The sequence below is a fragment of the Halorubrum sp. Eb13 genome (assembly GCF_002252895.1).
GTDB lineage: Archaea > Halobacteriota > Halobacteria > Halobacteriales > Haloferacaceae > Halorubrum.
In genome coordinates this window covers 1-22,121 of record NZ_NHPE01000086.1, presented here as the reverse complement: position 1 = coordinate 22,121, position 22,121 = coordinate 1, and the positions used below count along the sequence as shown (strand labels likewise).

Annotated in this window: 20 protein-coding genes; 7 read left to right on the top strand and 13 right to left on the bottom strand. The window is 54.1% G+C overall.

Annotation, left to right across the window (positions count from 1 at the left end):
• Positions 1-950: 950 nt before the first annotated feature.
• A complete protein-coding gene (locus DJ75_RS09835) occupies positions 951-2,438 on the top strand; it encodes a sensor histidine kinase (protein ID WP_094524314.1) in 1,488 nt (495 codons plus the stop codon).
• Positions 2,439-2,750: 312 nt separating this feature from the next.
• Here DJ75_RS09835 and DJ75_RS09830 read toward each other — a convergent pair whose 3' ends face one another.
• From DJ75_RS09830 to DJ75_RS09820, 3 genes are all read right to left on the bottom strand, one after another.
• The gene (locus tag DJ75_RS09830) at positions 2,751-3,278 is read right to left on the bottom strand and encodes a CPBP family intramembrane glutamic endopeptidase (protein WP_217900383.1); all 528 of its coding nucleotides are present in this window, start codon (positions 3,276-3,278) and stop codon (positions 2,751-2,753) included.
• A 420-nt stretch (positions 3,279-3,698) separates the two neighbouring features.
• Positions 3,699-4,043 carry a winged helix-turn-helix domain-containing protein gene (locus DJ75_RS09825; protein WP_094524312.1) on the bottom strand — a complete coding sequence of 115 codons (345 nt, stop codon included), beginning with the start codon at positions 4,041-4,043 and terminating at the stop codon, positions 3,699-3,701.
• 147 nt (positions 4,044-4,190) lie between these two features.
• Entirely contained in the window at positions 4,191-5,702 is a 1,512-nt protein-coding gene (locus tag DJ75_RS09820) for a bacterio-opsin activator domain-containing protein (RefSeq protein WP_249269070.1), read from the bottom strand.
• 211 nt (positions 5,703-5,913) lie between these two features.
• On the opposite strand from DJ75_RS09820, the gene DJ75_RS09815 reads away from it, so the two are divergent.
• Entirely contained in the window at positions 5,914-6,333 is a 420-nt protein-coding gene (locus tag DJ75_RS09815) for a DUF5518 domain-containing protein (RefSeq protein WP_094524310.1), read from the top strand.
• A 416-nt stretch (positions 6,334-6,749) separates the two neighbouring features.
• Here the strand turns inward: DJ75_RS09815 and DJ75_RS09805 are convergent, their stop codons facing one another.
• Together DJ75_RS09805 and DJ75_RS09800 are read right to left on the bottom strand one after the other, a co-directional pair.
• Entirely contained in the window at positions 6,750-7,151 is a 402-nt protein-coding gene (locus tag DJ75_RS09805) for a hypothetical protein (RefSeq protein WP_094524309.1), read from the bottom strand.
• Positions 7,152-7,414: 263 nt separating this feature from the next.
• Positions 7,415-7,753 carry a type II CAAX prenyl endopeptidase Rce1 family protein gene (locus DJ75_RS09800; RefSeq protein ID WP_141212004.1) on the bottom strand — a complete coding sequence of 113 codons (339 nt, stop codon included), beginning with the start codon at positions 7,751-7,753 and terminating at the stop codon, positions 7,415-7,417.
• Between the two features lie 1,772 nt (positions 7,754-9,525).
• On the opposite strand from DJ75_RS09800, the gene DJ75_RS19080 reads away from it, so the two are divergent.
• From DJ75_RS19080 to DJ75_RS18640, 3 genes are all read left to right on the top strand, one after another.
• Positions 9,526-10,926 carry a DUF6498-containing protein gene (locus tag DJ75_RS19080; RefSeq protein ID WP_254921667.1) on the top strand — a complete coding sequence of 467 codons (1,401 nt, stop codon included), beginning with the start codon at positions 9,526-9,528 and terminating at the stop codon, positions 10,924-10,926.
• A gap of 68 nt (positions 10,927-10,994) precedes the next feature.
• Entirely contained in the window at positions 10,995-11,816 is an 822-nt protein-coding gene (locus DJ75_RS09790) for an IS5 family transposase (RefSeq protein ID WP_094524308.1), read from the top strand.
• A gap of 83 nt (positions 11,817-11,899) precedes the next feature.
• Positions 11,900-12,064 carry a hypothetical protein gene (locus tag DJ75_RS18640; RefSeq protein WP_170938240.1) on the top strand — a complete coding sequence of 55 codons (165 nt, stop codon included), beginning with the start codon at positions 11,900-11,902 and terminating at the stop codon, positions 12,062-12,064.
• 652 nt (positions 12,065-12,716) lie between these two features.
• On the opposite strand, the gene DJ75_RS09785 is transcribed toward DJ75_RS18640, so the two are convergent.
• The 6 genes from DJ75_RS09785 to DJ75_RS09760 all read right to left on the bottom strand — a co-directional run bounded on the left by DJ75_RS09785 (position 12,717) and on the right by DJ75_RS09760 (position 17,021).
• The gene (locus DJ75_RS09785; RefSeq protein WP_094524307.1) at positions 12,717-13,103 is read right to left on the bottom strand and encodes a hypothetical protein; all 387 of its coding nucleotides are present in this window, start codon (positions 13,101-13,103) and stop codon (positions 12,717-12,719) included.
• A gap of 69 nt (positions 13,104-13,172) precedes the next feature.
• Complete coding sequence (locus tag DJ75_RS09780; RefSeq protein WP_094524306.1) at positions 13,173-13,949, bottom strand: hypothetical protein; 777 nt, start codon at positions 13,947-13,949, stop codon at positions 13,173-13,175.
• A gap of 71 nt (positions 13,950-14,020) precedes the next feature.
• On the bottom strand, positions 14,021-14,926 hold the full coding sequence (locus DJ75_RS09775) for a hypothetical protein (RefSeq protein ID WP_094524305.1): 906 nt from the start codon (positions 14,924-14,926) through the stop codon (positions 14,021-14,023).
• A complete protein-coding gene (locus tag DJ75_RS09770; protein WP_094524304.1) occupies positions 14,923-15,375 on the bottom strand; it encodes a helix-turn-helix domain-containing protein in 453 nt (150 codons plus the stop codon). Before DJ75_RS09770 ends, DJ75_RS09775 begins: the two co-directional genes overlap by 4 nt.
• Before the next feature lie 61 nt (positions 15,376-15,436).
• On the bottom strand, positions 15,437-16,270 hold the full coding sequence (locus DJ75_RS09765) for a hypothetical protein (protein ID WP_094524303.1): 834 nt from the start codon (positions 16,268-16,270) through the stop codon (positions 15,437-15,439).
• Positions 16,271-16,427: 157 nt separating this feature from the next.
• A complete protein-coding gene (locus DJ75_RS09760; RefSeq protein WP_094524302.1) occupies positions 16,428-17,021 on the bottom strand; it encodes a hypothetical protein in 594 nt (197 codons plus the stop codon).
• Positions 17,022-17,733: 712 nt separating this feature from the next.
• Between DJ75_RS09760 and DJ75_RS18190 the strand changes: the two genes are divergently transcribed.
• Both DJ75_RS18190 and DJ75_RS18185 read left to right on the top strand, forming a co-directional pair.
• Positions 17,734-18,168, top strand: coding sequence for a hypothetical protein (locus DJ75_RS18190; RefSeq protein WP_141212003.1), 435 nt, complete (start codon positions 17,734-17,736; stop codon positions 18,166-18,168).
• Between the two features lie 208 nt (positions 18,169-18,376).
• Entirely contained in the window at positions 18,377-18,832 is a 456-nt protein-coding gene (locus DJ75_RS18185) for a hypothetical protein (protein WP_141212002.1), read from the top strand.
• Between the two features lie 596 nt (positions 18,833-19,428).
• Here DJ75_RS18185 and DJ75_RS18180 read toward each other — a convergent pair.
• On the bottom strand, positions 19,429-19,788 hold the full coding sequence (locus DJ75_RS18180) for a hypothetical protein (protein WP_141212001.1): 360 nt from the start codon (positions 19,786-19,788) through the stop codon (positions 19,429-19,431).
• Positions 19,789-20,617: 829 nt separating this feature from the next.
• Complete coding sequence (locus DJ75_RS18175; RefSeq protein ID WP_094558235.1) at positions 20,618-20,824, bottom strand: hypothetical protein; 207 nt, start codon at positions 20,822-20,824, stop codon at positions 20,618-20,620.
• Positions 20,825-22,121 lie beyond the last annotated feature (1,297 nt).

The window sequence follows — 22,121 nt, the reverse complement described above, 5'->3', positions numbered from 1 at the left end:
TTGCTCACATCTCTATTTGGCATTGTTACCGCGCCCGTTTCTCCGTGCGAGTGCGCATGGTAACTGGTTGGACCACCACCCGATACAACACCTATCATCACTTTGGCCCGGCAACCTGTTTAATATTATTTCTTATTTCTGAGCCAGAAACACTCTTTTTATGTTAGCTCCTATAACCAGATAACTCTATCTCATTTGTGAACCGGCTACGCGCTCCGAGCGGCGCGTTTCAATATCTGTGGCGTGACAAGGAAGTCAGCGACGGCAACCCCCAACATCGCTAATCTAAGTATCTGATCTTCGACGACGAGGAACGCGATAGCTGCGATAATAGTGGCCGTCACAGCGGGCATGCCCCAACGAACGACCGGACTGCGGAATACATTCGCTGATTGCGACATACCAGATCATCAGTATGTGCTGATATATTGATGTCGGCGTGTTTCTGGGTTGGAATCACTCCGAACAGATTAGTTGAATTGGCCTGTTTCTGGGACAGACACTCTCCGACGGGCATAACGGGTTACTTACCAATCTACCGTCATGCGACATCGGGGAGCGGGAATTGTACTTTGGATGATCACCTCGCTCGTTTTGGGTGCGGTGATCCTCTCTCCGACCAGTGGCGTCGTGCTATCCTTCTTAACAACGATCATACTGTGGGTGCTCATCGAGTCAGAAGCCGGCAATGATAGGGGACTGTGAGGCAACTGGGATCTCGGCAAACACTTCTGTGTAAATCAACGCACCACTCGAAAATACCATCATTAACAGGTTGATCGAAGTATAATAGTACACTATCCGTGGTCAGTTTCACTGTCGAACTGGCGGGTCGCTTGCTGGTCCCCGTACTCGCCGGGCTTGCCTGTATCATCGCCGGGTCTGTGGCACTCCAACGGCGAGGGCCGGCAGCTAGCGCATATGCCGACTTGGCCGTTCCGTTTGGTGTCATGTCTCTGCTATTCGGTGCTTCTGGATTCGTCTACGCTGGCGTCCTCGTGTTCGAAACGATTGGCGTCCAGCTGGTCGACTCCGCAGCAGACCGCACTATGGGTCTGCTATTTCCTGCTATCGTCCTCCCGTGGACGGTATTCGCGCTTCGATACGTGGGCCGGGGAACGCTGGTAACGCGTCGTCGCATTACTGTTGCGGCCGGACTCAGCATTTTGATCGTCGGGCTCGAATCTATCGCACTGTATAACCCGCTCAACCTCGCTATGGGGCAGCGGCAACTACTGAGTGTCACCTCGTCTGTCCTCCTCTTATCGCTTTTAGCGATCGCCTTTGCCGCGATGTGGTTAGTGCTGTCAACGTCGCGCCGTCACGATCGGTTCACCTGGCGAGACGGGCTGCTGGCCGTTGCGCCAGTCGCTATCCCGTTGCTGGTCTTCCAAACCACTCGCCCGTCTACTCCGTGGCTCAATGACATCTTAGCTAGAACGGGGTTGGGATTGGTAGCTGTCGTGATCTGGTTCGGTATGTCCCGATATTCCATTCTCTCAGATCGTCCTGGAACCGGCACGCTCGGAGAACGTGCGGTAGTAAACAGAATGGATGAGGCGGTATTCGTCGTTGATCGCGACGGGCGTGTTGCTCGCGTCAATCCGGCGGCTGAAGATCACTTTGGCACTATCGGCGCGGGTGTACAGATCAGCGAGGTGACTGACTTTGGCGTAGAATTACTCACGGAACGCGAGACAATTCGATGTCAAACCACGAACGGACAGCGCCAATTTGATCCTCGCATCACTGAGCTTCGAAACGATCGCGATGAGCTCCTCGGTCTCACTATCACATTGTTCGACGTGACTGACAGGGAAATCCGACAGCAACGGCTTCAAGTACTCAACCGAGTCCTTCGACACAATCTCCGCAACCGACTTGATGTTATCAAAGCCCACGCCGAGGAGACGCAGAACACGCCGATCGTCCGAAGTGCTGACCAACTTCACCAACTCAGTACCGAGGCTCGCCGGCTCGAGACGCTGATGCAACGCTCCGAACCGGAGCAAACAGAGGCGCCGCTTCAGGAGATAGTCAATGATGTCGTTGCCGACGTGACCGACTCCACTGGTGAGGCTGAAACGAGCGTCACCCTTCCTACTGTGACCCTTGATGCCGACCCTAGTCTGTGCCGGTACGCGATTGAACAACTCGTCGAGAACGCAATTGAACACAGCGACGGAACGCCGCCACGCGTCGAAATCACCGGCTCACGGGACGAGAGCGGCGTACAAGTAGTTATCGCAGACGACGGTCCTGGTATCCCACAAACTGAACTCGACGTCATTGAGTCCGGTACCGAGGAGGATCTTGCTCACGGGAGTAGCTTCGGATTGTGGGGCGCGAACTGGGCAATCCAGACCGTCGGAGGGACGTTGGAGTTCAAACCAAGTCACCTCGGTGGCACGGCTGCTGTCATTGAGTTTCCGAACTGAGTGTGGACCCGTCTAACCCGCAATCTCGACGTATCTCTCTAGGCTCACTCGGACTGGTAGCGCGTTGTTGTCTGCGCCCTGAAGAGCGTCACCTGCTTACAGTCTGCCGAATAGCGGCGAGATGAAAGCATACGCACAGATACAGAGCGTGAGAACAAACATCGGAAATCCTACTCCGTCTTCACCGGCGATGACGAGTCCCGTCGTGAGAACTGAGGTCGCCACAGCGATGAGTGCCGTGCGAAGTGAACGGGGGTGCGATCGAAGTGCGGCTTCGCATCCGTCATGCGATCTGTCACCTCGACCCCGATATCAACGTTCCCCGACTGGCCGGAGTGACGCTTCTGGAACTTCACCCCGCGTGACTCGAACCCACAACATAATCGCCACGATGAGTACGGCCGTCGGGAGCAGTAAGACGACGATGAGATCGGCACCGAGATCGAACGGTCGGGTGAGTCGGAACGCCGCCGGATACCCGCTCTCCGGTTGCCCGAATACGACCGACGTCCAGAGATTGGTCGAGAAGTGGATGCCGACCGGAAGCGCGAGACTGTCGGTGAGCACGTACGCGAGACCGAAATACAGCCCTCCGACCACCGCCTGTACCACAGCAACCGACGCGGAGAGTCCCGCCGCGCCAGCGTTCAAATGAATCGCTCCGAACACGAGAGCCGATACGACGACCGCGCTCCCCGTGGCAGCCGGCCTCGAGACCTGGCGAGACGTAAGCCCGACAACGAGCTCACGGATCAGTACGCCTCGAAAGATGAAGTCCTCCCACAACCCGACAATAACGAACGCAGCGGCCGTCGCTCCGATCGCGAGTCCGACGGTCACAGGGTCGCTGAAAACCCCCATTGACCACGAACTAACGATCCTCCCGCTCCCGGTAGCGAGAATCGCGGCCGTCGAAACAGCCTGAAACAGCGCGCCGATTACGGCACCGCCGGCGAAATCATTGAGCCACTGCCGACCCAGAGAGAGCCCGTACGCGGCGGGGGTAGTTTCGAGCGCGTAGGATATGACGTAACACCGCTGCTACCCCACAAAGCATTGGAAGTTGATTCGGAAGGTTAGTCAACACGTCCGGAGTTGAGAGTTGAGCGAGTACCAGCCCTACAGCGGCAAATGTCGCGACGAACATCACCGCTGCTACGACCACTCGCACCACCGCCCCGCTGACCGATACCTCGGACCCGATACGACTGACTGGTCGCAAGCGTGTGCTCATCTGTTCGGCGTAAATCGCTTTTCGACTTAGCAGCTCAGACTGATCGTCGCGTCGATGTCACCACCATCGAGCGACACGGAGAGATGTTGCGCGGAGGCGCTGAACTGCTCTCGGTGGTGGCCGTCAGGTGCGACGTAACACTCGCTCGTGACCAGTCCGGCGTCCTGAAGCTCATTGAGACGCCGGTAAGCCGTCGGCCGCGAGACATCGGCCGCCTGCGCGACGGCGCGTCCGCCGCGAGGCTGCTCGGAGACTGCCTCGAACACTCGCCGGGTGTACTCGTCGCCGAAGAGGTCGAGCAGCTCTTCGGTCGATAGCTCGTCTGTCGGTTCCTCAGTCCGGTCGCCGCGCGACTTGTGTCGCACTGCCATGTGGCTACGATGTAACGGAACACGCTTGGTGGAATATGCTCAGTATTCAGAGTCTCCGCAGCGAGGATATCTAACTATCCAGACTCCCCTTCGTGTGAGAGCAAGCGGCCGCATGTCGATTGGCCGCGACCCGGCGAATCCCGACCGCTATCCGCTACTGTCGTCGTGTTCGTCGTAGAACGCGTCCAGCAGCTTTCGCTGGCTCGCCCGAAGGTGGTGGAGCAGCGTCGATCCGGTGATTCCGAGCGATGTCGCAACCTCCTCGGCCGTACTTCCACGCGGGGAGGTGAAGTAGTCCGCGAGATAGGCCGTCCGCAAGACGGTCGCCTGTCGGTCAGTAAGCCGGTCGTTCAGATCGTTTCGAAATTCCCGCGTGGTCGTCGGCGAGCGGGTTTTGTCCTGTCGTGCGAGAACGGGTGCCGGTCCGTCATCGTCGAGCACGTTTGCCACCCGACGCACGTTCGTGTCGGGAGACAGTTCGACGATCAGCTGACTGTCATCGCCGTTAAACACCGCCGTCTGTATCGTCGCACCACGGTTGATTGCCGCAACGAGCGGAACTTCCTCACCCAGCGTCACCTGGATCCGGCCGCGCTCAGCGTCCGATTGGCGAATCACACGACCATCCTGCGCACTCGGTAGCGCTTCGGCGGTCTCAACGACGGTGTCCGGATCGGAACCCGATACTGATAGGAAACACGTGAGACCAGTCTCACTCGGCATTACGGTCCCCTCAAGCGTGAGTTCCGCCTCGCAGGTGTCGCTCACACGTACCAGCGGGGAGTTCTCTGTGAGCCCGAACGTAACCTCCGTGAGGGTGTCGGAAAACAATAGCTTCCGATTCTGTGTCGCGTTGATCGCGTACCCTGCTAGTTCACCGAGTGTCTCAAAGCTGGCCTGTACGTGATCGCTGAATGCGGTTTCGGTTCCCGCATAGACACCGACAACGCCGTACACGCTGGAGCCGTACACTAACGGGAGCGCGAACACCGACTGGACTCCGTCCGCGAATCCAGCGGCACGAACCGCGTCCGGGACTGATGGATTCTCGCTTAACGATTGTACCAGTTTGGGGCGCTGCTGTTCGACCGCTCGCCGTTCCGGGGTAGCCTGTCCACTTTTCACTGCCTCGCGGACCGCCGGGAACAGTTCTCCCTGCTCACCCGCAACGCCGCTCATAACGAGTTCGTCGCCGTCGACGGCGTACTCACCGGTCCATACGAACCGGTACTGGTCCGATGTCCCCAGTTGGTCCCGGATAGTCTCCATGATCGCGCCCTGAGACGTAGCTCCGACCAACCCCTCAAGCACGTCGGCGATCAGAGTATCGACCATTTCGGCCCGCTCGGACTCCGAACGAAGCCGTTCGATCGTTTGCTTGTTGGTGCGTTTTTCAGTGATGTCGGTAACGTAGACAGTTGCCGCATCGTCGTCAGGAACAACTGACACTGACAGCCAGCGGTCGACTTCTGGATAGTACTCTTCGAATGCTACATCAGATATCGATGTCCCTTCGAACGCCTTTGTGAGCGACCCTTCGACCGACTGGGGAAACACCCCAGCAATTGGCTCACCGTCAGGTGTGTCAGTTGTAAGGATATCGGCCGCCCGATCATTCCACGCGCACACCACCCCATCTCGGACGGTGATAACTCCCATCGGTGCTTCTGCGAGACGATGTTCCAACTTCATTCACGTAGGGACCTCCTCGTTCTATCGGTGTTTTCCCGTCGGCTAGTTATACGTGTTGTCCGGTTAAACCGCAGTTTACAACTTAGATACTGGTCACTGACACCGGTGTTGTTCTGTCGTTGTTTCAGAGTCAGCAACCCAAGAAGTGGATTATATGTATAGTTGTAGAATACAGGGTATGCCCTCGAACACCCAAGGCCGTCGAATTTCTCAAACCTGGCGCGTTGTGATTCTCGGAACAATAGCTGCACTACCCGCAACTGCTGTAATAAATTGGCTTCCGAACTCTGAAGCGACTGCTGGTGGCGGGGCAATAATAGTTGGGCCAATGGTCGCGGGCGCCATCGCAGCTAAGCGCTCGGTAGGGCCGAGTGCTGCTGGGCTCCGTGCTGGCTTTCTAGGTGGTGTGGTTGCGGTATCTGGATTTATCCTTACAGAAGCCACGGCTGTAGCGTGGTCACTCAACACGATCGTGTTCTTCCTTATCGCCGTCGTGATGATTCTGTGTCTCTCGCCGGTGTTCGGCCTTATTTTTGGTCGGATTGGTGGCTGGGCAGCAAACACTGTCGGTGGTTTCGGAGTCGACCAAGCATCGTGATCAAGTGATAATGAGTTGTTCGCCTGCTTTGCTCCCGGCTTGTTAATTAAAAAGGATGACTTCGCCCCCAACTCCAGCTAAATAGTGGTGAACATGAGCCAATAGCCTGCGTGCGCCGTGATTGGCACAGTCAAATTTTTTGTCCGCTCGTAGGCACCAGCCGCAAGGATAGCTAAAATGCTCGTGAGGAGTATTGACACAATCCCACCCGAAAAGAACAGATGGCCCTGTTGAAATCCTCTGAAACTGACAAGTATCGCGTGCCGAATAGAGAGGATACAGTCAGCCGGGGGCTACGATATTTCACCATCTAGATCCCGAACTAACCGACAGAACGTGTCTGTGAATGCGACATAGAACGCTTGTATTGGGAGTATCCGAACCTCGACTTACCAGTTTAGTCTCCTACTGAAGTCTCAGTCTGACCCAAACACTGCCCGAGTCAGTGCACCATCGTAAGCAAGCCGTGAACCGGCCCACAGTGCACCGAGCGTGACGCCTATCGCCAAGAGGTATAGAATTGGCTCTGGGAGCCGGCTGCTTGCTATGCGGGCGAGCCGGTCCGCTAGAGCGAAACCACCGAACCAAACTATCAAAAAAGCGATGTGCTGGTGAAGAGACTTCTGTCGGCGTGCGTGGCGGTAACCGACGACGAGAAAGCCTACGAGCAGCAGGACGGCTAGGATTACGAAGGTGAGAGAGCGGAGTTGTCCATCGAGCGCAAACGCCGAAGGGATGCCGATAACCACTGCGAGAACGAAGATCGTCTGGGCAATAAGTCCGATATCTATCTCAGTATTGGAGGGCTGTTCGGTCACAAATTGCGGTCAAGAACGATGAAACATAAAATTTCGCCACACGAGATGAGTCCGTTCATCCAAATTGGCTACATTCTACGACACCGACTAGTCCGTCTCTCGTGACGCCCACCGTTGTCAAAGGTACTCCGCTGAATATACATGCTGTACGACTACGCCGAATAAAAAAAATTTGTCACTTTATAAGCATCTCAACAGAGCCAAATATTTCGTCTAATCTGGTGTATGAGCCCCTGTATTGACCACGACCGGATCAATATATATCACTTACTGAGGATTTCAACAGAGCCGAACAGATGTATTCCACGGAAAAGGAGACCGCCGATAAGCACCCGACAGGGCGATCCGATCGCCGGTTCCAGCGCATCGTGGACTACCCCTCTGTATAGGATCTCTTCCATGGGTGTCATAGCTGCGAACATGATCACCAAGCCCGGGACAATGATCTCCGGGTGGTCGAAGAATACCCGCCACGTCGCAGTGCCACCGTGCGTGGTGTAGCTCAACCCGAGCATTGGCAATACCGGGGTCACCGCTCGCACCGCCATCTCGTACCCGATCGGTATGAAGCCAATCCACGCAATCCCTTCAACTGAGGGCATCTGAATCCGGCCCAGCGGATTATAGTCGTCACGCCATCAAATGTAAACACAGAAGAATCCCGAGCGGTGGGACTTTCAGGTTTACGGAAATCAAGGAGAAAGCCCCGTGCTTTAGCGCGGGAATGAATCCGACAAACCCTACACAACCGACATCATCAACTAGCCCGGCATCGAACATAGTAGCAAGCCAATCGCGTAAAGTATCAATCGGAAGACTCGGGGTCGCTTCCCGCCGACACGGACGGTTCCACGCCCACCACTTCGGTTCACAACGAGGTGGGGAGTGCGTGGTTGAGACTCGTTCGCCGTCCTCACAGAACCCGTAACCCCGCTGGGACGGGCAGTAATGCTCGTGTACGGGAGGGGGTGACGGCTTAATCAAAACACGCCCCGTTCGCGGTTGCACTTCGCCACGAAGCTGTGTGGCGGAGTACGGTCGATGGTACGACCCGTGTCACGCTCCTCGAAACGAGGGGCGTGAGTCCTCGCGTTCGCACAGTCCGTTTGGGACTGGGCGCAGGGAACGCCACAAGCAGGGCGACTCGCAACGAGTCAGCGTCACCACGCGCTCACCGCCCTGACGTGGAGCGCACGAACCCGGTACTCCCTTCGTGGGAGGAAGTTGCCCTCGGGGGCTTGGGAACGGCCCGATGCCCCACGAGGGAATCCTCGCCCTTCAGGGCGGGGAGGATGTCAAAGTCCGCTCATCCTGCTTCTCACCGGGTCAGATATATACTATCAAATTCTACGTTTCCGCACTTGAAACACCCTATTAGCCATTATTAACCCGATTATCGTATAGAAACACATGATACTGGAACATTATCAGCCACCGTCTCTTCGCAGAACCGTTTGTTACTTGATAATCGGTGTAGGTTGCTGTGGTTCTAATCAAATTAACTACTCTGCCGCTGTCACCCGAAGATCACATGCTCTCAGTGTAGACAGACAGTCACTAACGGAGGTACAGTGCTGAGGATCGGCTACCATCCATGAACTCTGAGCAACCACTATCCTTCAATGGAGATAGCCGCTGGGCGATCGCCTTCGTGGCGTTACTCTTTGTACACAACGAAGTCCATGAGATCGCGCACACGGGAGTCGGTCGTCTCATTTGTGGCGCGTGGGGACCACGAAATTTCAACAGTTGGCAGCTTGCTTGTTCGAAAACGCCGGAGATTGTTTTGGCACCACTCGCGGGACTTCTTTGGAGCTACGGGTTGATGTGGATCGGGTATCGGTTATTGAATCCGACAGAGTCACCGGTCAAACGGTCTGTAGGATTTTGTCTTGTTTTCGCGACAATGCCCTTCGGTCGGCTGTATACTGTGGCGCAGTCCGGAGGTGACGAAATGGTCATCCTGCGTGGAGCCTTCCCGACCGCTGATCCAGCAGTGCGCCTCGCCGTCGGCCTCAGCATCGTTCTGCTACTTATTGGTCCCCCACTATACCGAGCCGCCAGTGTACTGTCACAGAAACGGCGGTGGATCATTTTTACTGGGATGCTTCTCCTTCCGTTTGTTCTATTCCTCGTTGTCGTACTGCGAATCGCAAACCCACTGCTCGCATCTGGAGTCTTGACTAGTGAGGGGCTACTCGGCTCGCCGCTGCTTGTGAACATCTGGACCCTGTTCTGGGTGATTGTCCTATTATTATCGTGGCGGCGATTGTCCACGACACTTATCAGCAAGAAATGATATATTAACTTATATATCTGAATTTGCGAGTGTATTCCCACAGGTTGAATTTCTCAGACCTGTATTCGCCATAATATGCGGAGTGCGCCCTCCACAGTACCGCACCGAACGACCTCCGACTTCGCAATTATCGCAGCAAATATGATTCCCCTAGCCGGCGTACTCATCAGCGGCTGGAATATCTGGACCCTCCTGGCGCTCTACTGGATTGAGGCTTTTAGTACGGTCCTTCTCGGTGCGTTAAAATCGCTGTTCGCGAAGCAAGGTTCGCCTGATCTCGTTGGACAGCGGGAGCCGCTCCATGAGTTACGACACAAACGAGGTGGATGGCATTTACTCCCGACGCTTCCACCGGTGTATCCACGAAACGTGCCGTTTGCGCTATCTATCCTCGGCCTTTGGATATCTACTATCGTCCCAATCACGCTCCTGTCATGGATTACGGTCGAAACCGGAATAACAATTTCATGGCCGGTCGGTGTGAGCATCGGTGCGCTGTTGATTGCGCAGGTAATCGAGTTTCGTGTCGGCTATCTCGAGACCGGGGAGTACGAGACGGTGTCTGCCCGCGAGATTCTTCAGCGACCAACCCAGCTCACGATGGCGATGATGCTACTCGGGATGGTCGGACTGACAGCGAGTCAGGCGGCAGGTGTCGCTGTGCTCAGTGGATTTGTGCTCGTGAAAACCATCCTTTCGGTATCGGGGGAATCTACTGGACCGATCGCATCAGGCTTGCGAGCACTTCTTGATCGGTTTGGTGACGACGATGAACTCCGTCGTCCGCAGCCGGAATCTGACCCCGCTGACGGGGATATCCGGGCACGTGTGACGGTCAGCCCGAAAGCGGTACTTCTCGGAAGTACCAGCGCGATACTGCTAACCGTTTTTAATCGTGGCGTAGCGGTTCTGATCTTCGGAATTATCGCCGCGATCTTCACCGGGAACATCTTCTGGGGCAGTATCGGTCTCTGTATACTTCTCTGTATTATTGCGGTCCGGGTCGGCAGCTACTACCTCCGATACGGTACCATCGAATACCAGCGACGCGGTAATTCACTGGTTGCGTATGATACAGTTCTTGAGGCACCACAATGGGTGGTCCCCGTTCACTCACGAACCCGATTTGAAATTGCGAATGCAATTCCTGACCGACTGTTCGATACGGGAACGCTAACGATCTCCAACGTCGATGCGACACCGAGAAACACGGTCCAATTTGGCCCCGTCCCTAACCTTGATCAAGCGATTGAAACGCTTGATTTGCCAGTCAGGCACGAGGGACGACCTGACAAAGACCCCGCAGTTGTGGGTGCTGCGCTCGTGTTAACACTAGCTTTTCTCGGAGTACCGACGATGCTTCTTGTGTCTTCGCAGGTGAGTGGAGTGGAGGCGGTTGTGATTTTGTTGTTACTGGCTCCGTTTTTCGCGATTTTGATCGGTGTTCTCCTGTATGCGATGTTCACGCGGATTTAATGAATTAGGGTTCTGTGGCTCTGTTGAAATACTCAGAGAGTTACATGTTCGCCGTGTGATTCGACGAGATGAAGCCCCTCCCGAAGTCGCAGATTCTCCGTTTTACTGAGAAGGCGATCCATCTGGCGCGTCGAGCGGTCTCTCGATACTCCTCGAAATTCTCTAAACACCGCTACACACTTCTCCAACACGTTGTTCTGTTGTGTCTCAAAGTTCGGAAGAGTACGACCTACCGTGACCTGCTTGACGAACTGATCGAGATGCCACGCATCCGCCGGACTCTTGGATTAGCCGAACTTCCTACGTCATCAACGCTCTGTAAGGCGTTTAATCGACTTGATATGGTCGTATGGCGAGTCTTATTGACTCTCTCAGCGACACTGCTCCCGACAAACGGAATCGTCGGGATTGATGCGTCAGGGTGTGACCGCAGTCACGCCTCGAAACATTATACGAAACGAGCTGAACTCACGATTCAGCAGCTCAAAGTGACGCTGTTGGTTGATGCGAAGGTGAACGCAATTCTCGATCTCCACGTGACGACGACTCGGAAACACGATAGCCAGATTGCCCCGTCGTCGATCAAGCGTAATCCCGAGAGTGTCGGTATTCTGCTCGGTCATAAAGGCTACGACGACCAGAATATCAGACGACTTTGCCGTCAACACGAGGTTCGCCCACTGATCAAACATCGTGAATTCACGTCACTTCATCGAGCATGGAACGCACGCTTAGACACTGATCTCTACGGCCAGCGGAGTCAATCCGAGACAGTCAACTCTACGCTTAATCGGAAGTTTGGTGCGTTTGTCCGGTCACGACGCTGGTGGAAACAGTTCTGGGAACTCACCATCGCCTGTCTCATTCATAATATAGACCGATCACTCTGAACGGTCAATACAGGGTATGAATCGGTCAGTACAGAGGAACCACTTTTCGGTAGGTATTTTATTCAATTCTGTTGATGTACGATATGGTCTCCCGCGAGAACCAGAAACTAGCCGCCTCTGCTGTGGTTGCCCTCGTTGTTCTTGTCTCCCTACGGGCATTGACGGATTTTGGACTGTTGTCGAGGTTTACGATTGTCGTCGTCGTTATAATCGTTACGCAGTCTGTTTTCGAACGGATGTATCAGTAAGCAGTCACATTCTATCAGCTGATTCAGGATTCATTTAGAGAAGATCTCGAAGCTCTTGTGCTGACTACATCCTCTGTATCTCCCACGCCAATCCTATCAGTTCTTAAGTATTTCAACAGAGCCACTCTTTCAGTTTCCAACCCATCTCTTCTGAAGAAACTTCATGTTCTCTGAGGAAGCGGCGTTTTCGGTCTTCTGGCCACGAATTGCCGTACCTCTCGGCGTATTTCATCCGAGTCGATTTTTCCTGTGAATCTACCGACTCTTTGTCCGACTCAGATGCGTCATTATCACTATGCCGACTTGATTCACTCTTTTCCTGTTGTTTTGAGTGACTACCAGAGGGTTCGGTTACCTTCCGCTGTTTGAACTGAGACGCCGATCGCAAGTATCCTCCGTGCGTCGTAGTGGCTACAGGCTATAGAGGATTACTACGAGTCGCACAAGTTCAGCGACCTAGCTGATGCTACTGACAATAGGAACCTGTACGTTGAGCGCCTCTGTTGAGATCCTCATCGGCTGATACATACCGTTCCAGTCCCGGTCAACAGAGCTGCAGGATTGCATATTGGCCACCGGAGCTTCTGCTTATTTAAGCAGGTGTTCCAATAGCTGTGCGAGATACACAGCGCGAAGCCAGTGTAAACGGGGGTTATGACAGGGTGGCGACCTCAAATCCGATCCCGTCCGCGGTGATCCCGACCCCTAACCCATTGTTGCCGGCCGGTGAGCTCCAACTATACGTTTTCTCTAATCCGTTATCGGTTCGTACGGTGACTAAGAGGGGTTTGTCGGCGACGAGATCCGTGTATCCCTGTTCGTCGCCTGCGGGGATCGTCCGTGTATCGTCCATGAGTATCTCGCCCGTGTCGGTAGTGCGAATCTGCACCGTAACCACCTGCGCACTACGCAGCTGATTGTTCACAATCACGAACGGTGTCTGATCAGGTTGAGTGTACGCAACCGCGCCGCCGGCCGAGCCGATGACGACTCCGCCGCCGAGCAGTGCGAGTACATTGCGCCGTGTCGCGGAGGGCATACATCAACCGTTCCACCGCTGAGATCAATAACCCGGTGAAAAGTAAAAATCCGATTTAACAGACGAAGTTCATAATTCGGCCATTTGCGACGTCTCAACCGGGTCGATCGTTTCGGAACTACCGCCACCACCGGGATCGTCACGTACTTGCAGGTACGCCGACGCGACAATGGCGTAGAAGGGGAGGAAGAAGACCGTAGTAAGAACAACCGTAGCGAGGTCGGCGACGAGGGGAAGACCTGCGAGGTCCAACACCGGCGCAACGCCGCCGACGATCCCACCGAACACGGCAGACAGGATCACGAGGAGGGAGAGTTTGAGCCGCGATCCACGAGCGAGTCCCCAGCTCCGCTTGAGACTTGCATAGATGCCGCGATCCTCGACGCTGATAGCGAATATGAAGAACATGAACGACGCCGCGAGGAATATCCCGGGGAGGAACAACAGTACGGTGCCGATACCTACCGAGATGCTCACGACCGTTCCGCCGATGACCGCCGAGAACGTGGCGCGTCCGAGTCGGTTGGCGTATCCCGCGGGGAACGTCGAGAGTTCACGGAGCGGCCGGGCGAAAGCGCGTGAGAGCACGACGAAATACACCGCACCGAGGACGCTCGTCACGCCGAACAGTGCAAGTCCGACGCTTCCGGAGACGGGCAGTGCCAGCCCGCCGCTTCCAGCGAATTCCGTCATTGCTTCAGAGGGAAGAAAGCCGAGCACGGCGCTGTTGACTGCGGTTTGAGTGAGCAGTTGGATGGCAAGTAGCCCGACGAAGAGGATCCCGCCGGTTCGAGTAAATACCCGTCTGATGCCATCGCTGACCGCACGACCTAGTTGGAGGGCCATACTCCGTCTTACGCCCCATGATAGTATAAGCACGGCTGAAAATCATACTGAGTTTTTAGTCTTATTCGCAGCTACTCCGTAATAACCTGCTGAACGTAGATGTGTGCGTAAGCACTCGCCCAGACGACGGAGAGTAGTTCGCCGATACTCGCTGCGATCAGATTCACGAGGGAGGAGAGCAGGCCGAGATCCGATCCGATCTGCAAGACGTACGAAGGCAGGTAGAAAGTGACGCCGCTTCCGAGAGCGATCAGGACGAGGAGGAGGATTTTCGCTCGGTAGTTCGTTGTAATGCGCCAACTGATTCGGAGTGAGTCGACGGGACCGTAATGACCGACGACACACGCTTCCAACGCGAACCAGAACTTGAATAACAACAGGAGAGGCGGACCCACGGCGACGAGAGCGCCGACCCCTGCAACGGCAGGAAATCCGACGATTTCGATAGGGTTGCCGGGAAACACGAGGAGAAGCCCGAAGAGCGGGGCTGAGGCAGCGACTGTGCTCATTACCAGTAAGATGACGAGTAAAATGGTGATACCGAACGCGGGGATTCGGGCAACGGTGTGAGAGAGTCCTTTACGCGCCGTCACACGATCACTGGTCAGTTCTCCGGCAACGATTGTCGCAACGTACGCTCGGATCAAAAAAACGAACGCGAACGCTGTGACGAACTCGATGATGTCGATCGCAGGTACTGGAAGTATATTGATACTCTCCGTTTCGAGGAGTCGATTAGCGAGAATGATTACGGCCGAGAAGCCGAGGATAGATGGATAGGACCGAAACAGGCGAACTGACCAGACTAACGTATCGAAGACGGTGCGATGCGTGGTGATTGTCTCGATGTTTCGGCAGTTGAGGCAGCCGCAGCCGTCGGTATCACCTTGCGTTCTGATCGTCGGTGCCACGTCACGGACGGTCGAGTCGTCGACAACAGAAGCATTTTGAATCGATCGGTCGTTACGATCGCTCATTCACCGGTGAAGAGGTGTGAGACCGATTCGCCGACCGCAAGTAGGATCGACGGGGGTCCGAGTAGCGATGCGAACGATTTGAACGCGCGTTTGAGACTTGGTCGATCGTCTTTAGTGCCGAGGAAGAGCAGCGTCGGATCCTCGGAAACGACGAAGACGCTCATCTCACGGCCTTTCTCCGAATAGCAGGTGTCCGTGACTTCGATTACCCCTGCTGCTTCGAGATTCTCCAAGTGGTAGTGGACGTTCTGTACGCTCTGGTCGAGCTGCTCAGCGATCCGCGCTGGGGTCGCCGGTGTCTCGTTGAGCAGTCGAAAGATCTCGTAGGCGGTTTCGGACGATAACGCTTCGATCACGTCTCGTGTTGCGTCGTCGTCGAGGCTCAGTACCGTCGGGGCATCGCTTCGCTCAACGGCAGCGTCGGTTTGTGTCGGAAGGAGTCGTGCCATGGTTACCTTCTGTAAATAGCGGTTGCGGGGACCTGATCCGATCGATAGCTGTTCGAGAACATCATGCGTAGTCGTTGATAGGTGTTTTCGTTGCTTCCGGAACGGCAGGTGAGACAGCGCTCAGTCGCAGGTAGTAGGCCGTGTACACCGTATAGAAGTACGCGAAGCCGACTGCGGAAAGTGTAATCCCGATCGGGAGCAGAACTGCTATCGGTATCCCGAGGTCGATAGGTAATACCTCAACCGGTTTAGCGTCTGTTAGCGTTACCCGAAGCAGGTATTCGGGGAGTAAGAAGGCGTTCACCAAGACCAGCCACACCAGCGAGAATCCGGCGACGCTTTTGATGTTCGAGCGGACGAGCGCAATACTTCTCCGGAACGCATCAGTAACGCTTTGATCTTCAAGGACGATCGCAGTGTCGTAAAACTGTACGAACATAATGACAGCGAGAATCGACACCAGCCAGATGATCATAGACCCGATACCTGCGACGAGACCGGCTGTCCGGTTAATCGCGGCGAGCGCTATCGGCACAATGCCGAGGGCGAATCCGATCAATCCGAGTCCGATAGCGGTTCCGAGGACGAGAAGCAGGAACACCACCGTTGCAAAGAGAAGTGCGAAATAGTGCGTCCGCGCTGCAGTGAAAAATCGGGTGAGTGAGGGGTCTGTCCCTTCGATTGCCGCCTGAGCAGTTCCGATAAACCCACCGAGAACGAACGGAAACACAACCAGCCACGACAGTGAGACGCCTGCTGACAGAACTGGTGAGTCGGTCAGCTGACCGACGTATTGCAGTTGGCTTCCACCCCCAACGAGGAGACCGGCAACGAACAGGATCGGATTCGCGCGGAGGGCGGTGAATCCATCTTTGAATGCGGAGCGTATGACCATCGTATCCACGAATTACCGCCGTCGCGTATTAGACCGCACGTAGTATCAAATCCATATTTAATCATCTTGAGCGTCTGGAGCTACTGTTTCGATGGAGGCAACGCAACACACGACTTCGATTCGATAGGCCACTTGCTCTGACATACCCCGTGATGGCTCAATTTCCCTGGATCGCGTCTATAACGACTGTCCCAGCCACGATCGGATCTATGGGGACCGAGCTGCTATCGCTGATCGAAATATCGTATTGATCACGAATTGCGAAGTCGCTCTCAATGGAACCAACGGAACTACCGTCCGGGTCTGTCACCTCGAATTTATGCCCGATAAACTGTCCTACCGGCAGGAGTTTTCGACCCATCGTGATGAGCCCCCCACGTGAAGTAATCTCTGCGAGGAGCGACCCATCCTCCGCGTCGCGGATTCGCCATGTGTCTTGGAACAGCGAAAAATCGTTGTCCAGAATGACGAGAGGTTCTCCAGTATGGCCATCGGTAAGTGCGTAGTCACCAGCAATATCCCAGGTGCCACTGGCCTCTACAGTGAACATCTCGTTTCCGTCGGCGTCGACGAACGGAAACGTGTCCTTCCCCTCATACATACTGTAGGTACAGCGAAATATCGTGTCGCCGGTGATATCTTTGCCTTCATATTCGGGTTGAAGATTCTTGTCCTGTCCCGTCTGTTCGACGGTATACTGACTCCCAGAGAGGCCGAGACCAGCAACGCCGTATTGCTGTGGTGTCTCCATATCTAAAATATTGTGCATAGCTAACATTTAAATATAGGGCATTCTGGTTGGTAGATCTGTTGAAATCTTCGGAACCTGACCGGCATGGCGTGCAAGCTATCGAACGTGAAGCCTGTCATGTCATAGAACTCTTCATACGCTATAGTCACTCTGGGTATCTTTTGAGAGCGTTATGACCTAAGGAGTGCGTGCACCAAGTGCACGCCGATAACAACCGTTCAGCCGTGTTTAGACGCTACCGGCTCTGTTGAAATCCCATTCTTCAGATACATTCTCACTTGAAACAGCCAGTCGCTGAAGACTGCGCACTGAATGGTTCTGAAATGAGGGGCCCCGAGTCAGTATCTTCTTGATGCTATATCCTCGAAAGCAGGTATGGTCGGTATAGGGACTATTATTATCGCAATTACGTTCGTCGTCGCAATGGTGGTGACTCTGGGTCTACTACTGCGGTTGTTGAAAGACGCTGATGGTCTATGATTCAGCTGTACTGACCGCGACCGGGGCAGAATATATCACTTTCTGAGGATTTCAACAGAGCCACGCTACCGATTACGTAGGTTAGCGTTTATGTTGAATGAACAGGACCGGTCTATGAGAGCCCCTCTGTTCCATTTCGTTTTCGGATAGCGGCCGTTTCGTCCGATCGACACCGGTCTAAACAAGGCTGGGCCTGAGCAAGAGATATACCATCCACGATTGATCTGGGCGTATGGAAGTTGCCCTCCGGACCGCACTACTGGGAAGTGACCAGAAGCGATCGTTACAGGGAGTTCTCACAGCGGCGGGAGTATCTGTGCTCGTTCTAATTATTCCGTTCCTGCCGCTTGCTGGGGGTGTAATCGTTGAGCCAGGTTTTGTGATAGTCGGATTCGGGCTGGCAAGTTGGTGGGCCTATGACAATAGTGGGCTCGCAATCAGCGTACTCCTGATATTAGCACCGGTGATAGCTAGACTGACATACTACTGGTGGCTCTACCTCAACCAGCCATCCCCAGTCGCACTCCCATTGTCATTCGGCGGAGTCGGCGCGTGGAAAATGTGGATTCCGTTGGGCCTATTACTTGGGATACTCGCATTCGGGGTCGGCGTTGTCGTCCGCCGGGGCCGCCAAGTCACTGCTGGAGAATCCAATACGGTTGCTTGAGTATCAACCAGACCGGCACGAAACTAAGCATTCGTCCGTATACGTGCCCCATATTCAGTAGCGTTCACGTGATCCCCTCAGTTTCTGTCAATAGCAACGTGCGAAATATAGAGCGTCGATCCAGCAGAGCGACCTCAGTAGTTCGAGTCCGCGAGGAGGGGCCGACGGAATAACTGAGAATTACCTCAACGAACGATGACCACTGTGTATGAAGACATTTACCGCCCGGTTTGGAGTCGTAGATATGGAAAGACGGCAATATCTGCAGGCAATCGGGGGATGTTTCGGTGTCGTTTCAATATCCGGGTGCACAGAGATTCTTCCGGGTAGCAATCAAGAATCCGAGTATCCGGGAGGAACGTTCCTCGTCGAGAACACAGGAAACAACGCTGTCCCAGTCTCGGTAGAGACGAAATTAGATCAATACGACGCCTCACTTGATATTGAGGTCGCTGCCGGAACGACGGTCGCTCGTCCTGAGTTCGTCACTGCTAATCAGGGTGAAATCGTTACTCTTGTCGCTCAGTTCGGCTCAACAGGGGACGCTATACGATTCCAGTTCCTCCCAGCAGGCGGAGAAGATACTCCGCCAGAAGTAGCGCAACTCACGGTCGAGAACGCCGTCGAGGCAAGTGCGACTTGGACTGCGACAAGTGGAAGATGACCTCCTCCTCGCCGTAAACGGAGAGGGAGCGGAGTTCCCTCAGGCAGTCGGGCTACGCCCGACGACGGCGAGGCTTCCCACGGCACTACACCGCTGGGGTGGGATATTTGCTGGTTCACGGCCTGTCGGCATGACAGGCCGATGGCGGGGTCACACCGCCGTTACTCCTATCCCGGCAGGGGACTCGGAGTTATCTTGACCGAGACACCACAGCGGTTCGAGAGTGTGTCTCGAACGTTCTAGGCCTCGGAGTCCCGATATTGTGCATTTGAGTGGGCGGTGTGACCGCCTCGGTGTACGTCATGCTACGATACACTGTTAGTTAAATATCCGTATTGTTGCTGAACATAGGTTGTGGAGGCGTTGTCGGATTCACGCCCGCCGTGAACGGCGGGACTCTCTCCTCGAAGAAAGATAGATCGGTCCCCACCCATCGCTAACTCGCTGCGTACACGGCCTGTATGCAGACCGGGCCGCCCGAAACAGTCGAGTTTTGTGGCATTATTGAAGCCCTCAACAGGTGATACACTCTGACCCGGCCGTGGTCAATACAAGGGATACAGATACGACCTCCCAGAATGGTAGTCGGTTGAGCGCTATCGGGTTTCGAACGACACCCCGTCGGGACCGAGAGCGGCATGGATAACAACGGATTCATCGACAGAGACGGTCGTTTCGCCGCCGGTGTTCGCCTCTTGAGCCGTGATCTGAATACGATACTCGCCAGATTCGTCAACCGGATACGAGAGCGCCGTCGTTTCCTCGGCTCCGAGCGAGCGGTCCGTACGCATGACCACCCGCATATCCGATGCTCTGGTGATATCGATATTAACGGCTACCCGCTGATTCAACTCGTTGTCGATCACCAAGTTCGGATCTCCCAACTCCAGACATCCGGCAACTCCCAAGAGAGACGCTCCAACGGAGGCAAGCATCTGTCGCCTAGTGGAGGGCATACAGGCCAGTTCAAAACGCATCACTAATGCGTTTTGCTTCACGGGCTTTGTTGAAATCCTCAGCAGGTGATACGTTCTAAACTAGCTTCGGTCAGTATAAGAAAAGGTCGCATCAACTCGCGTCATTTGGATCAAAGGCGTAGTAAACGACAGCCATTGTGATTCCCATCATTACTGGCCCAAAACTTCCATCACCCGACAGTAGGAGCCTAACAGCAAATACACCCACAGCGGAGACGAGGCCAACGAGGAGGGCATAAGGAACACGGGATAGGCCACGTACGCAATCGTCAAGCCGCTGGTACAGACCCCGCAGAGTATCCATACCACAATCACCGTGGATGGGTGAATGTGTCTTTCGTTAGAGATACATTCTTTGGGGAACAGGTTTTCAGGCAAGAACCTGTCTGAAGGAGAGGATTTCAACAAGACCGCTTCACGATTTAGTGGATGGCACTCTGGCGGAGAGCAACCATCGCAATCAGGCCATTCGCATGCCCTATCTAACAGTTAATTTAGTAAATATCTAAGCGGAAATTTGTTAAGAACGATTCTATGACAGGCTTTATTGTAAGTTCAGTTGTATCGAGTTGGCATCACCACCGGTAGTAGTACGCATGTTTCCAGTCATGAACGATGCCACCTGGGATTCCATTTTTTATGACAAGAGTTGTAGCCGTTGCCACGGAGACACTCACAAGTAACACGATAATAGCGTTTGTCCATCGCTGTATTCCGGTCAATCCAGTTCGATACCAAGCGAACACGGCAACAGTGATGCCGATAACTGTGATGCTTGCAATCTCATCTCTACTCAAGCCAGCCCTTATCATGGTCCTCCATCTGAATACACGCGGCTGTACAGCGTCCATCCGATGGCCGAGACCGCGACGATGATGCCAATAACCGCAGGGATAGTGTTCGCAGAGCCGTTGAACGACCAGTCAAAAATCAAATAACCGATGACGGCAATCAGCGCGACGATAGTCCCGATGGCTCTGATCGCTGGTGAATCCGAACGACCACTACCAGGCATACCTGATTGACATCTGCACACGGTATTAAATCTAGGAGTTACCAGTCCTGAAACGTCGCTACGATAACTAACTAATTTTATGACACGCTGCACTGCAACATATACGCTGTGTATGCAGCAAGCCCTTGGTAAACTATCAGCGACAGAGGTTTACAACAAATTCAAATGTTGTAATTCAACCACAACCAAGTATGACTCACGATCAATCGATCTGTTGGCAACGTAAACTTGTTCGGTTCAAACTGTGGCTATTTGCGTAAGTAATCCGACAGCCCAGAGTAACAAGCCAGAGATCAGGAGATACGTTAGCGGGTTATACTCACTGACGATTGGATTCTCCTCATACCGTGCCAATCCGTAGAGACTGGTCAGTAACAAAAATAAACCACCCGCCAGCTGTAACACAGTTCCGATGGTGAATCGTAACTCTCCACCGACACTGACCTGAGCTAACAACAAGACACTGACAAAAAAGAAGCAGAGAGCGACTAACCTAGAGGGGTTCATAACCGCGAGTTACACTCCACGACCGGTATATTTACTGTTTGAACACTACGATCACGCACATAACGCCCAATTGGACGGTAAATCATACGGCCAGCGCTGGATGGACGAGACTGTCGTTTCAATCATCAAACTGCGACCACTATTCGAGTGGCCAAATCAACCGAGAAGACGTCACGCAGCGGTTGTGAGTGGGCCGGGGGCTTTCGACACTTACTGACCGAATAGCGCGGTCAAAGCAGATTCATCTCGCTTGGCTTTGTTGAAACCCTATTCTTTAGACATATTCTCGCCTGAAACAGTCGGTCGATGAGTGCTGCGAACATATCGATCCTGCGCTCAGTCACCTAAGGGGTCGCCACCTAATGTATGCGACTACTCCAAGAAGAGCAATTAGAACGGACAGGCTCTGTTGAAATCCTATTCTTCAGATATAATATCGCGTATAACAGCCGCTCAGCAGGTGCGCTTATTCACCGGTATCTGTTCGTTCCCCTATCCAAAAACCAAAGAGAAGGATAGCAAACCCGGCTACTACGGCTATCCAAAATCCCGGGTCTAGAACCATCGCAGGTGAAAACTCACTCGGGGCTAGAACCAACGTCCAAAGAGAGACACCAACCAGCAGACAAGCCAGCGCAATAAACATAAATTTGCGATAGGGATTCATCTTGTATAGATAAGTACCATTTGGCGTGAGATATATGCTCTCCCTTTCAGGGTAGTTTGTGAATGTTCTGTAGTGACTGCTTTGTTGAATCCGATGACGGCGTGGGGATCACTGTTTGAGAGC

Excerpts from the sequence above, each read along its gene's own strand:
- DJ75_RS18640 (WP_170938240.1), top strand. The coding sequence starts at position 11,900 with ATGGTCTCCCGCGAGAACCAGAAACTAGCCGCCTCTGCTGTGGTTGCC.
- DJ75_RS09835 (WP_094524314.1), top strand. The coding sequence starts at position 951 with ATGTCTCTGCTATTCGGTGCTTCTGGATTCGTCTACGCTGGCGTCCTC.
- DJ75_RS09765 (WP_094524303.1), bottom strand. The coding sequence starts at position 16,270 with ATGGTCATACGCTCCGCATTCAAAGATGGATTCACCGCCCTCCGCGCG.
- DJ75_RS09775 (WP_094524305.1), bottom strand. The coding sequence starts at position 14,926 with ATGAGCGATCGTAACGACCGATCGATTCAAAATGCTTCTGTTGTCGAC.
- DJ75_RS18185 (WP_141212002.1), top strand. The coding sequence starts at position 18,377 with ATGAAGACATTTACCGCCCGGTTTGGAGTCGTAGATATGGAAAGACGG.
- DJ75_RS09815 (WP_094524310.1), top strand. The coding sequence starts at position 5,914 with ATGCCCTCGAACACCCAAGGCCGTCGAATTTCTCAAACCTGGCGCGTT.
- DJ75_RS09785 (WP_094524307.1), bottom strand. The coding sequence starts at position 13,103 with ATGCCCTCCGCGACACGGCGCAATGTACTCGCACTGCTCGGCGGCGGA.
- DJ75_RS18175 (WP_094558235.1), bottom strand. The coding sequence starts at position 20,824 with ATGCCTGGTAGTGGTCGTTCGGATTCACCAGCGATCAGAGCCATCGGG.
- DJ75_RS19080 (WP_254921667.1), top strand. The coding sequence starts at position 9,526 with ATGCGGAGTGCGCCCTCCACAGTACCGCACCGAACGACCTCCGACTTC.
- DJ75_RS09770 (WP_094524304.1), bottom strand. The coding sequence starts at position 15,375 with ATGGCACGACTCCTTCCGACACAAACCGACGCTGCCGTTGAGCGAAGC.
- DJ75_RS09790 (WP_094524308.1), top strand. The coding sequence starts at position 10,995 with ATGAAGCCCCTCCCGAAGTCGCAGATTCTCCGTTTTACTGAGAAGGCG.
- DJ75_RS09780 (WP_094524306.1), bottom strand. The coding sequence starts at position 13,949 with ATGGCCCTCCAACTAGGTCGTGCGGTCAGCGATGGCATCAGACGGGTA.
- DJ75_RS09820 (WP_249269070.1), bottom strand. The coding sequence starts at position 5,702 with ATGGGAGTTATCACCGTCCGAGATGGGGTGGTGTGCGCGTGGAATGAT.
- DJ75_RS09760 (WP_094524302.1), bottom strand. The coding sequence starts at position 17,021 with ATGGAGACACCACAGCAATACGGCGTTGCTGGTCTCGGCCTCTCTGGG.
- DJ75_RS09825 (WP_094524312.1), bottom strand. The coding sequence starts at position 4,043 with ATGGCAGTGCGACACAAGTCGCGCGGCGACCGGACTGAGGAACCGACA.
- DJ75_RS09800 (WP_141212004.1), bottom strand. The coding sequence starts at position 7,753 with ATGCCCTCAGTTGAAGGGATTGCGTGGATTGGCTTCATACCGATCGGG.
- DJ75_RS18180 (WP_141212001.1), bottom strand. The coding sequence starts at position 19,788 with ATGCCCTCCACTAGGCGACAGATGCTTGCCTCCGTTGGAGCGTCTCTC.
- DJ75_RS18190 (WP_141212003.1), top strand. The coding sequence starts at position 17,734 with ATGGAAGTTGCCCTCCGGACCGCACTACTGGGAAGTGACCAGAAGCGA.